Annotated in this window: 10 protein-coding genes; 4 read left to right on the plus strand and 6 right to left on the minus strand. The window is 41.0% G+C overall.

The window, feature by feature from the left end:
• Positions 1-49 precede the first annotated feature (49 nt).
• Positions 50-1981: a copper-translocating P-type ATPase gene (locus tag H6793_04405; protein USN95981.1), complete on the plus strand. Its 1932-nt coding sequence runs from the start codon at positions 50-52 to the stop codon at positions 1979-1981.
• A gap of 1 nt (position 1982) precedes the next feature.
• The gene (locus H6793_04410; protein USN95532.1) at positions 1983-2822 is read left to right on the plus strand and encodes a hypothetical protein; all 840 of its coding nucleotides are present in this window, start codon (positions 1983-1985) and stop codon (positions 2820-2822) included.
• Between the two features lie 76 nt (positions 2823-2898).
• On the opposite strand, the gene H6793_04415 is transcribed toward H6793_04410, so the two are convergent.
• The 6 genes from H6793_04415 to H6793_04440 form a co-directional block, all read right to left on the minus strand.
• A complete protein-coding gene (locus tag H6793_04415) occupies positions 2899-3375 on the minus strand; it encodes a hypothetical protein (GenBank protein USN95533.1) in 477 nt (158 codons plus the stop codon).
• Between the two features lie 172 nt (positions 3376-3547).
• Positions 3548-4474, minus strand: coding sequence for a Fic family protein (locus H6793_04420; protein ID USN95534.1), 927 nt, complete (start codon positions 4472-4474; stop codon positions 3548-3550).
• 60 nt (positions 4475-4534) lie between these two features.
• Positions 4535-6091 carry a recombinase family protein gene (locus H6793_04425; protein ID USN95535.1) on the minus strand — a complete coding sequence of 519 codons (1557 nt, stop codon included), beginning with the start codon at positions 6089-6091 and terminating at the stop codon, positions 4535-4537.
• Positions 6092-6255: 164 nt separating this feature from the next.
• Complete coding sequence (locus tag H6793_04430; protein USN95536.1) at positions 6256-6786, minus strand: winged helix-turn-helix transcriptional regulator; 531 nt, start codon at positions 6784-6786, stop codon at positions 6256-6258.
• A 21-nt stretch (positions 6787-6807) separates the two neighbouring features.
• A complete protein-coding gene (locus H6793_04435; protein ID USN95537.1) occupies positions 6808-7062 on the minus strand; it encodes a septation protein SpoVG family protein in 255 nt (84 codons plus the stop codon).
• A 135-nt stretch (positions 7063-7197) separates the two neighbouring features.
• A complete protein-coding gene (locus H6793_04440) occupies positions 7198-7968 on the minus strand; it encodes a hypothetical protein (GenBank protein USN95538.1) in 771 nt (256 codons plus the stop codon).
• A gap of 713 nt (positions 7969-8681) precedes the next feature.
• On the opposite strand from H6793_04440, the gene H6793_04445 reads away from it, so the two are divergent.
• Positions 8682-9110, plus strand: coding sequence for a DUF805 domain-containing protein (locus tag H6793_04445; GenBank protein USN95539.1), 429 nt, complete (start codon positions 8682-8684; stop codon positions 9108-9110).
• 86 nt (positions 9111-9196) lie between these two features.
• The coding region (locus tag H6793_04450) for a helicase (protein ID USN95540.1) at positions 9197-11532 on the plus strand (2336 nt) is incomplete at its 3' end.

Raw genomic sequence — 11532 nt, forward strand, 5'->3', positions numbered from 1 at the left:
GAACCAAGGTGAGCACGATCACGACAAACATGCTGGCCATAGCCCAGACATGTTCAAGCAGAAATTTTGGTTGTCATTCTTTTTAACACTCCCTGTTCTATACTTTTCACAGACCATACAAGATTTACTTGGATATAAAGCTATTACATTCAATGGTAGTGAGTACATACCAGCAATATTTGGCATCTTCATATTCTTCTATGGTGGCTTGGTATTTCTAAAGAGCGCCAAAACTGAGCTTGCATCCAGAAAACCCGGCATGATGACGCTTATATCGCTAGCAATTAGTGTCGCTTTTGTTTATAGCTCACTTATCACGCTAAACATAGTTGATGGCATGGACTTTTGGTGGGAGTTGGCCTCGCTGGTCACTATTATGTTGCTCGGGCACTGGCTGGAGATGGCATCAGTCATGAATGCACAAGGGGCATTAAACGAGCTTGCAAAACTACTTCCGGATGAGGCAGAGCGAATAATTAAAGATGGTACGGAAAAAGTAGCGGTTTCTGAGCTAGAGGTTGGCGACATAGTGTTGGTTCGGCCAGGTGCTCAAATTCCTGTTGATGGAACTGTTATTAAGGGCGAGTCCAAGGTGAACGAGTCGATGCTCACCGGTGAGTCAAAGCCAGTCGATAAATCTAAAGATGATAATTTGGCAGCTGGGACAGTCAACGGCAGCGGTTCATTAACTATGAAAGTAACGAAGGTCGGTAACGACACCGCTCTTGCAGGGATTATGCGACTTGTTTCTGATGCACAGTCCAGCAAGTCAAAGACACAGTTATTGGCAGATCAGGCAGCTGCTTACCTTTTCTACATTGCCCTAGGTGCCGCTTTTGTTACAGCAATTGGCTGGTCAGCTGCAGGAGAGTCAAGCGGTTATGTTTTAGAGCGAGTAGTGACTGTTCTCATAATAGCTTGCCCTCATGCACTTGGCTTGGCTATTCCGCTCGTTACTGCAATTTCAACCAGTAAAGCGGCTAGTGCAGGTGTCATAGTGCGTGAACGCAGCGCCCTTGAACTTTCTCGAAATGTGGACGTCGTGCTATTCGATAAAACCGGAACTTTAACAACTGGCGAACAAGGCGTTGTCGATATTATTACTGATAATGAAGAAGAATTGCTCGCTATTGCTGCTGGTATTGAAAACGACTCAGAACACCCCATAGCTCGAGCAATAATTGCGAAAGCAGAAGACAAGAAAATTAAACCCAAGCTTGCTAAGAATTTCAGCGCACTCGAAGGCCGTGGTGCTAAGGCATCGATCGGTAAAGACACCTACTCAATTGGTGGGCCTCAGCTTCTCAAAGAAAAGAAAGTTTCTTTGAATAAAGATCTATTAACTGCAACGGAAAAGGCTCATAAAAACGGCCAAACTGTCGTGTATGTACTTAAGGAAAAAGAAGTCTTCGGGTCTATCATGATTACCGATATAATTCGACCTGAATCTAAATCAGCAGTTGCATCCTTGCAGAATGCTGGCAAGAAAGTAGCCATTGTAACAGGAGATTCAGAAGGCGTCGCTAAGTGGGTTGCGAGCGAGTTGCACATTGATGAGTATCACGCTGAGGTATTACCAGAAAATAAAGCTGCGGTTGTTAAGCAACTGCAGTCTGATGGATCAAAGGTTGCTTTTGTTGGCGATGGCGTAAACGACGCACCTGCACTTACGACTGCCGATGTTGGAATCGCCATAGGAGCAGGAACGGATGTGGCGATTGAGTCTGCTGGAATTGTGCTTGCCAGCAGTAACCCGCAAGGAGTAGCCAAAATCATCAACCTATCGAAGGCTACGTATCGTAAAATGCAGCAGAACTTGGTCTGGGCAACAGGCTACAACGTCATTGCAATACCTCTTGCTGCTGGTGCTCTAGCTGGGGTTGGCTTTGTACTGTCGCCAGCTATTGGAGCAGTTTTAATGTCATTATCGACAATTATCGTTGCATTTAATGCTCAATTACTAAGAACTAAGGAGGTGTGAAATGGAAAAGCAAGAAACTATGAAAGATGTACCTGAGAACGAAGTGGCATCAAAATCTAATAAGAAAAGCTGGTTCATTAAAGGTGGTATCGTCGCTCTGGCGCTATTACTCTTTAGTGGAGGGTACTATGGCTATCTTTACGCATCGACCCCATCGCATTTACGAAATCCTGAGTTTGAGCATTATCACTTCAGAACACAGATTATTGTTGATGGCACATCCGTTGACTTTTCAGAAGAAGAATTCCAACAAGATACTCCGGGTACATGTAGCGTTGAAGTAAGCGGTACACCTATAGACTTTCATGACAATACTAATCAGATGACGCACATCCATTGGGATGGCATAACTGGTGGTGAGTTTTTGAAATATTATGGATGGAACTTTATTGGTGGTAGCGATGACAGTCTAGGACGCAGGCATGACGAAGGGTTTATGCGAATGCATAGCGTCGAGCGTTTCGGTAATTTATTGCCAGACATTTCCGAAGGCTCAAATTTCTATGTCTACACTGGCGACGCAGATGGCTATGAGCAAAAGAACTGGGATGACTTTCTAAGCCAGGATCTGGAAGTGTTTTTTGGTAAGAACAGTAGCTTGAGCAAGGACGAGCAAGCATCGTTACTAGAAAAGATATTCTTCCCTAAAGCATACGCACATGGTAGTGAAGTAGACGAGCACATAGTAGAAAGCGATAAAACCGAAGAAGAACTAACTCGCATCAATAATCTTATTGGTAACGTCGTAATCTTTGTTCAAGACACCGAGCCAACTGAGCAACAGATTCAAGAGCGATTCGCCAATCTAGTTCCACTTAGCGATAGTGTTTGTGGAGGTTAAGCAGTTTCTGTCTGTATTTTAGTTTCAACAAGAAGTACGGTGGCCCTCCAATTCAACTATGCAATAATTTCTCAACTTAACTTATCTTGTCATCAAGCTTAGTCAGATGAATGAGCTTCCAAGCTAACGACGATGAACTTGTTCTCCTCATCAGTTCCTGACTATTATTTTGAGACAGAACATTTAGACTACCTTCCCAAACTATAGTTCTATCTAATATCACAAGCTTTCTGTGTAAGTTCTTTGTAAAGATAACTTGTATTCCTAGTTCTAGTAGTGAAGATAGCGCGTGCTGGGCATCTATCTTCATGAAACCTTTATGTTCATTAGGATCTCTAGTATTAATTATTACCTTAACTCGGTTACTTTTTAGTTCAGTTAGTAATGGTAGTAATTTGGTTAGTCTTGTCTTTGTTATGAAGGGACTTTCAATGATTACTTCAGCTCTCACTTTCTTTAAGTCTTTAGTTAGTTTTTGGTAAAACTGGGTTTGGTCATATAAATCAGCATCTAGATAGGTGTTGTTGGTGAGTTTAGTGAGTAGGTCTAGCATTGTGACTCCTCACTATCACTATTCATGATATCTTTAAGTTGTTGTATATCTATTTCATCTAAGTCTTCTTCACCAAGAAAAGTTCCATTAACGTACTTCCTCCCCAGCCAGAAGGACAACGTTATTTTACATCTGTTATAAAGTTTGATTATTTAATAGGCAAACAGAACGATCAAACTTTTTTATTATAAATAACTTTTTCACAGTACTGCATAGATTCTGCAATAAACAACTCTAATTGCTGATAGTTCTGTTTGGTTTGAGCTAGTTGTAAATATTTATAATAGGCTCGTTTTCGTTCTCGCTGCACCAGAGGAGGATAAGTACCGTGGTGGAGTGCTTGCGCCAACATAAGTAATCTACCAGTGCGTCCATTGCCATCACTAAATGGGTGTATCTTTTCAAATATAGCATGAGATTCGGCAAGCTTACTCACTATATCTTTTGATGTCTTATGACAATTCTTAATAAACTCATCTATTTGCTCTGGAATTTTTTGCCAATTACTTAATGCAACGTGGCTACCGAGTATGCGAACTGAATGACGACGATATTGACCAGCATTACTCATGAGCCCATTCATAAGACGAACGTGTAGATCTAGTATAAGCTTTTCGTTAATTTTGAATTCATTACCTTGCTCAACGATAGTATCTAGTAACCATAGCAATGCTGCTTGGTGATTACGAGCTTCGGTCTGCTCAATAGCTGTTCTATTTGATAACACCTTATGATCAAACAAAACGTCTTCAACATCTGATATCGTCATAGTACTACCTTCAATTGTATTTGTATGGTACGTCAGGTGAAGAATTAGTCTGTCGAGAGAATTTTTATTGTTAATCAAGTCTCTAGGCTTAATTGTCAGTGAACTAGCATTTTCTTTTACGTTTTTTAGACTAGTGCTATCAACGGCGTCAGAACCCAATATTTGAGTAAATAGAAAGTCAATCCTCGCCCGTGCTTGTCTACGGGGCTGTGACTTGTTATTAATCCAGGTGTTTAGAGTTGGGAAAGAAATGTCTAGTTCTTGAGCTAGTTTTTCTTGGGTCCATCCTGTAGCCTTGGTTATTGATTGTAGCTTTTGTTGATATGTCATAACTTTATAATGTTATCACTTTCTTTATAAAGTTACAAGTGTGTACTGTTGCCAGTAGTATTAAATATAACAATCACTATCGTCCTTGTGGCTTATAATATATTTGATTTGTTGGATATCTATTTCATCAAACTCTTCATCACCACCAAAAGTTTGATTAACGTACTTCCTCCCCAGCCAGTTTGCATTTTTAGCCGTTCGAGCCAGAATATCGAACGGCTTTTTGTATTCCCACCGAAGTAAACTTTGTTCAAGCGTAGCGTTCTGAAGTACAAAGTTAAAAAGCCGTCTTGAATACTCCATTTCCGAACGTAACAGTAGTGAGGGAGCTTTTTGCGTAAGTTTGAGCATTCTATCAACTGTTAGGTAAAAAGCGTCGTCTGCTTTGTCGATTGCGTCTAGTTTTGATTTGATGCTGTCTCGCATACCACGATACTCTGATGCCTTTCGCTCGTAGAACGTATCGTCAACCACGCCATCAAGGTGATCTTCATAGAGCTTTTCTAGTCGCTGTATGTAGCGTGATAGCTCGATGTTCAAACGATTTACACGTCGTGATTTATAGCCTACTTTATCTTGGTGTGCTTTCTTCAGCATTTCGCTCACTTTCTTGTAATCATCCTCAGATAAGACGATAGCTTCAAACGCTTTGACTACTTGGTCGGAGATAGTTTCTTCACGGACATAGGGCGTCTTGTGCTTGCCCTTAAATTCAGTGCAATGATAATAGTGGAATCCTTTCTTTCGCTCAGGCGAGACACTGCAGCCACAAACTGCACAGCGAATAAGGCCTCTGTATAAGAACGGAATGCCAGCGTACTTAAAGCTTTTTTTGTTGAAGCCTTTAATGACTGCTTCAACCTTTTCGAACAGATCCTTAGAAATTATCGGCTCGTACTTGTGAGGATACAGCTTACCTTTTATTATCATTTCGCCGTAATAGAAAGGGTTATTGAGTATCTTAGCGATGAGACTGATGCCCATTTTTACGTTGTGCTCTTGTTTAAGTTTCTTACGAATTTCAATCATTGAATAAGATCCGGTTGCATACCAACGATACATTTCAAGAACAATTAATGCCTGACTGGAATCTTGCTCAATCCAGCTTTTATCATCCTCGGTTCGCACGTTTCGGTAGCCATAAGGAGCTTTGCTAAGCCATTCACCGTTCTTAACCTTTTGTTCAAAACTTCGCTTCACGTTGTCACTAAGTTGAGTTACGTAACTCTTCGCAAACATCACAGCCATATCCCAACGCATAAGTTCTGAGCTGTTTGAATTTTGGTGAAGTATTAAATTCTCACGAATAAAATGTATGATTATTTTATCCCGTTTTCGTAGATCATCCAGTAGCACTGACTCTTTGAAATCTCGTTGCATGCGGTCTACTGTGTCGGTGATGATAGCAATCTTTTGCTTAGACTTTTCAATCTGCTTGATCATTTGCTGGAATTGCTTACGATCTTGTTTCGTGGACGATTCAGCAAACTTGAACGTCTCGATTATTTCAAAATCGTTTCGTGCAGAATACTCCTGCATACGACGAAGTTGTGATGGCAGTGAATTAGTGTCTTCCTGCTCTTTAGTTGATACACGGGCAAGTATGTAGGCTTGCATATTTCTACCTCCTAAAACTTAAATGGACGGTTGTGGCTTTCCCATACACACTACCGAAACCGATAGCTTTCTGGCACAACCGCCCATTAAGAGCAGAAAACGAAAAAAGTTTCGGTTTTGCGTGTGATTGGGAAAGCTCTTTAATTATAACTCAAATTGGTCGTTTATGGTGGTTTGCCTTTCTTCTGCTTTAGCCTTTCCTTTGCCTTTAGGAAGCTTTTATATCCATCCCCGTCTTTTGTATCTTCATTAGTATTTAATGAGTCTTTATTGGTGCTAGTTTCTCGTGTAGGGGTGTCATCTGAAACGACCACACCCTTATGCTCCTCGTATACAGCCCTCTGTCTGTCTGAAGCAACTTGACGAACAGCAGTGACTAAGCCTTGAAGGTCAAATCTATTGGCTTCGCCAGTCTTGTAAATGAACCTTACGTAGCCTATTCGCCTCAAATGCTTGAATGATTTTCTTACAGTTCCGATTGATATGCCTTGTGCGTCTGCAATAGCCTTAGCGGATGCATACCCAGTACCGACACTCATAATATGCTCAAGTACAGCAAGGTCATAAGTACTTAGCTTTAATTGATTAGCTCCACGCAAAAGATCGTTAGGTAATTGAGTAAAACCTCCACTCAATACTGTCTTACCCCATATCTTTTCAAAAACCTGTGTTGATTTATCACTGTTACCGTTCATCACATCCTCAATTTTGTATGTCTATGTCATCAATTCGTATCTCTGAATATAATCAGCTACCGCATCCTGTATTTCTTGTCCTAGATCCTTGAGTATCGGGTAACACGTATCAACATTCTTTCTGCGTGGATAGACAAGGCGTATTCCTCCCATAGGGCGTGTATACACCGCCACGCCAGTAACGTAGAAGCTCTCAAACAACACGAAACTAGCAAACGCTATTAGTCCAAACTTTGGTTTGACGGGTACAACCGTAACTTCACTGACCTTTTTCACCGAGTCTCTCCTCCATTTCTGCAAGCAGCTCAAAGAACTCTGCCAGTGTCTGGTAGTCCTGTTCAGTAAGTTGCTCTGTTGACTTCATACTTCTATCTTATGAGAGTAGTAAGCCGTCTTGAGCCCCACTAATTCTTATCTGTATTTATCAAAATGGATGCGATCTATTCTGTGAAATGCCATTGGATTTAGTGATGTAGTTTTGGTGTTATGTTCAATGAGTTTGATATTGTTTTTGGTAGCCGTGCTAACTCGTTTGTTGATTGATTCCGATGTCTTTTTGATGACTGTCAGATTAGCAAGATCTTTACGTAAATAAAGAAGAGGATAATTGTCTATCAATGATTCAAGCATTTCTTCGCTGTCGTGTAACTTAGCTATATCTTTAAATAGCTCTTCAAGCAAGGCACTAGGCTTATTGTGTTGGTTAAATTGTACGTACTTCGATGGTGTGTAGTAGAGTCTGCCGTGCATATAGCGGTATGACTTTCTGAGCTCAAGCTTATGCCTATTCTGAAAAGCATCAATGAACTTTCTTATTTCAACGAACTTGTTCTGGAGTGTATTTGCCGAACTTTTGTCTTCGCCAGCCTTAGTAAAATCTTTGTTAAAGTAAACTTCATTCATAAACGTTTGATCAGGTGAAAGTAGATGGGCAAAAAATTGCCTTGCGGAAGAATCTAGTCCTACTTCAATTTGAAGAGCTATTTTGTGTTGCGTTCTTTGACCGTCGTCATCACCTATTTTCTTCTTGCGTTTATCGAGCTTAAACTCTTTATAGAATCGTTCGTAAGCACGCTCATAGTCGTTAACTAGTGCAGTAATTAAATCAGAATAATCATCAGCTTCTCGGTACTCTTCATCAGAATAGGCTTGTTCATAGGTATCTATATTCAGGGTTTTCATCACATCTTCCTAAGCTCATTATAGGGGAAAATTCCAAAAAAATTTTGTGTGAGCACTAGGTACAGAAAAGCAGAGAGAAGAAAGGAAGGTGGGGGTGGTTGATATATCCAGAGAATGAATGATATTAGATACTCAACCACTCTTAGGTGTACGATCGCACAAGTTCTTGTGCGACATACCAATAGCTTCATTGAGTCATCGCACATTATCTGACAATGTACGACGCCTTTCCCTACGGGGTTAAGTCTATTTGTTTAATGTATAGGGGGGTATACACCACGTGGATATAGAGATACAGCTAGTTCTGGGGTAATCTACCTCTGTTGTCTGTTTAAAGCAGGATTCTATTACCGTCTTTGTCGTAAATAACAAATGCATTCTCTTTGTTGCTTGGATCGTTTTCGTCAATTGACAACAATAACTCCACTAGTTCAACTAAGCTTGATGATTCACTCATTTATATTCTCTCCTATGTTAATAACTCGCTACATTTTGATACTATAAGAAGGTCTAGTTCAGTACAAAGTACGAAAAACCAACAAATTTCGAGTTGGTTGCACTCAAAAATGGGCAACTCCTCGAAAACGCAGGGTGCAACCGTGCCTTGTGCTGGACTAGACAACCTAGAGGGGTTGTCCTTTTTTATTCAGACAACTTCTCCGAACTTAAAAAGGAGGTATAAGTTGTCTACAAAAACCCTTAACAAGAAGCGGATGGATCGCAAGTCATACCTAATTAGTATGCTGTTTGTATTCCCATTATTTATTATCAGTACGGCACTTGGTCGGGCGTACGTTTATGCACCTTATGAAACTGAGCAAGGTTTTGCATCAATGGCAAGGATTGTGGCTCTTACGCTAATGGTTGTTGTGGTTGTCTGGAGCATCCGCAGACTGCACGATATTGGACGATCAGGCTGGTTTTCGCTACTGCTGATACCACCAGCGACTTTGTTCTTTGTAATTTACGCTCTCGTCGCTCCTGCTAAAAACGAAAACAACAAATGGGGCGATGAAACTACTCAAGTTAGAGTGTTTGGCATTAAGGCAAAAGGCGTTTTTAGAATTACGAGTATTGTTTTGACTGCTCTACTCACTTCGTTTATTTCGATTGTTTTTTATAGCGTACTGATTGGCATTTAGTTTTGGTATTGCTTTTGTTGGCTATTTTGTTGCAAAAGCCGATTTTCACTAGAGATTTAAGAAGTAAAAGATGTATACTATAACAGATGTTACCAAAAATTATAGACAATGAGCGTAAACAATTGGGAGACACGCTCAGAGAGCTTAGTAAAACTCACGAGCATCTCTCAATAGCCACAGGGTACTGGGATCTTCCTGGCACGCAAATTTTGTTTGATGAAATAAAAAACTATAAATCTATTCGCCTGCTCATAGGGCAAGAACCATTGATGCCTCGATACAAAGCAAAGCTCAAACTTGAAGAACCCGAGCAAGCCTTTCCCGACAAAGATATTAGTTTTGATCTTGCAACCCTCCCCCAAGACGAAAACTACCGCAAACTAGTAACTGATATAAAGCAGTTAATTGCTGATGGTCGTTTGGAAGTGCGAGTCTATCGCCGAAGCTTCCTTCACTCCAAGTGCTATATCTTTGGCAATTACGAAAGCGAATCAGCTATCGGAATTATTGGATCATCAAACTTCACGAGAGCTGGTCTGACTGCTAACACTGAGCTCAATGCCCTTGAAGACGACTACCGAATCGTGAAGTCTACTCCCCGAGCAGAATCTGACGATCACGGTCATTTGAGTTGGTTTGATAAAGTTTGGAATGACGAACTTACTGAAAAGTGGGATGGCAGATTCTCTGAATTACTTGGCGATTCACCTGTAGGCGATCTTATGTACAGTCCATACGATATGTACATAAAAACTCTTTGGGAGTTATATCAAGATGAAATAGTAGAAGACGAAGAGTTGTCAGAAGAGACTTCAGATATACTCTATGCCTTTCAGCAACGAAACGCCCAACTGCTACTTAAGAAACTCAATAAATATGGTTTAGCGATGCTTGCCGATTCTGTTGGTCTCGGTAAAACAATAACTGCTGGTGCGGTTATCAAGCACTATGCTCACGAAAAGCAGAAACGACGCATTTATGTCATCGCCCCTGCCAGCCTAACTCAACAGTGGCGAGATGAACTCGCTGGTGTTTATGGGCTTCTGCCGAGTGATTTTGAAATCCTTTCAATGCAAGATAGCAATGCAATTCAGCGTGCCCGAGAACTTGATCGTTACGCAGAAGTAGATATGTTTGTTATTGATGAAGCTCACAACCTACGCAATGACGGCAGTAAGCGTCATCAAGAGCTACTAGAATGGTTTAGCGATAATCCTGAAAGCAAGGTATTACTCCTCACTGCTACGCCAATCAACAACTCTCTTACAGATTTTGTAAATCAGATTCAGTTAGCCGCCAAGGGTAGCCTTGAGTCTTTCCCAGTGGTCTATCCAACCACTAAGAAAAACGAAGTGATTGACTTCTTTGAGGCTGTAAAGCGTCTTTCAAATGAGATGGCTAAGGCAGAAAACAAAGGCGAAAAGCCTGACTTTAATAAAGTGAACCGTATTATGAGGCAAGGACTTCGCCATTTCCTAGTTCGCACGACACGTCGTGGTATTGAGCAGGAAGGTGGCTTGATTGGCAATGATGGAAACTTACGCCGTTTCCCAGTCAGTGAAGTTAAGCCTTCTCCGTACAGCTTCAGCGATAATCTCGGATTGAGCGTTAATAACGTCATCAACAACAATATCAACGTATTTTCTGGCAAAGACCCACGTACGCTAGATGTAGACTCACTTCTTGAGCAAACACAACGCACAAAGCATCCACTCGATCTTATTACTGGCATTGAAACAACTGACGATGAATACACGGGTAATGTGTTCGTCAACGTGTTTCAGGTGTTACTATTACTTGGCTTCTCGCCGTATCGTTCTGAGACATATCAGCATCGTTTTTACGGTAAAACGCCAGACGATATAAAGCAGTTCAAGCTTCCGCCAGAACAGTCCTTCACTCTTCAAAGTCAAATGAGCGTGCACAATATGCTTCGTGTAACCTTACTTAAGCGACTGGAAAGCTCACAGTACGCACTTCGTAAATCACTAGAAAACTACCAGGAGAAGCTCAATTATTTCGCTAACAAGCTAGATGAAGGCTACATTATTAAGTTCAAAGACATCCAAGCGATTCAATCTGTGTTTGGTGATGATCTCGAACTTGTAGCAGATCATAATGTAAATGCCCAGCAAGAAGATCAGATTGACATTACACCTGCCAATACCGAGAAGTACAACGTTCAGGCTCTCAAAGAAGACATCCAAAAGGATCAACAACTCTTAAGCGTGCTCATTGAGGTTTGTCGTGCACTTGAAGACAATGACGACAAGCTCAATTCGTTTAGCGAACTTCTAACAAAGATTGTTTCCGAGCAAAAAGCTGGCAAGAAGGTTCTTGTTTTTAGCTACTACGCAGACACCATTAAGTACTTGAGCGAGAAGCTTCCAAGTCTAATGTCGACACCAGACTTCGGACAAAA

The organism is Candidatus Nomurabacteria bacterium (assembly GCA_023898625.1).
Classification (GTDB): Bacteria; Patescibacteriota; Saccharimonadia; order Saccharimonadales; family JAGQNJ01; genus HK-STAS-PATE-36.

Coding starts and splice junctions, on each gene's coding strand:
- H6793_04405 (USN95981.1), top strand. CDS start 50: ATGTTCAAGCAGAAATTTTGGTTGTCATTCTTTTTAACACTCCCTGTT.
- H6793_04410 (USN95532.1), top strand. CDS start 1,983: ATGGAAAAGCAAGAAACTATGAAAGATGTACCTGAGAACGAAGTGGCA.
- H6793_04415 (USN95533.1), bottom strand. CDS start 3,375: ATGCTAGACCTACTCACTAAACTCACCAACAACACCTATCTAGATGCT.
- H6793_04420 (USN95534.1), bottom strand. CDS start 4,474: ATGACATATCAACAAAAGCTACAATCAATAACCAAGGCTACAGGATGG.
- H6793_04425 (USN95535.1), bottom strand. CDS start 6,091: ATGCAAGCCTACATACTTGCCCGTGTATCAACTAAAGAGCAGGAAGAC.
- H6793_04430 (USN95536.1), bottom strand. CDS start 6,786: ATGAACGGTAACAGTGATAAATCAACACAGGTTTTTGAAAAGATATGG.
- H6793_04440 (USN95538.1), bottom strand. CDS start 7,968: ATGAAAACCCTGAATATAGATACCTATGAACAAGCCTATTCTGATGAA.
- H6793_04445 (USN95539.1), top strand. CDS start 8,682: ATGGATCGCAAGTCATACCTAATTAGTATGCTGTTTGTATTCCCATTA.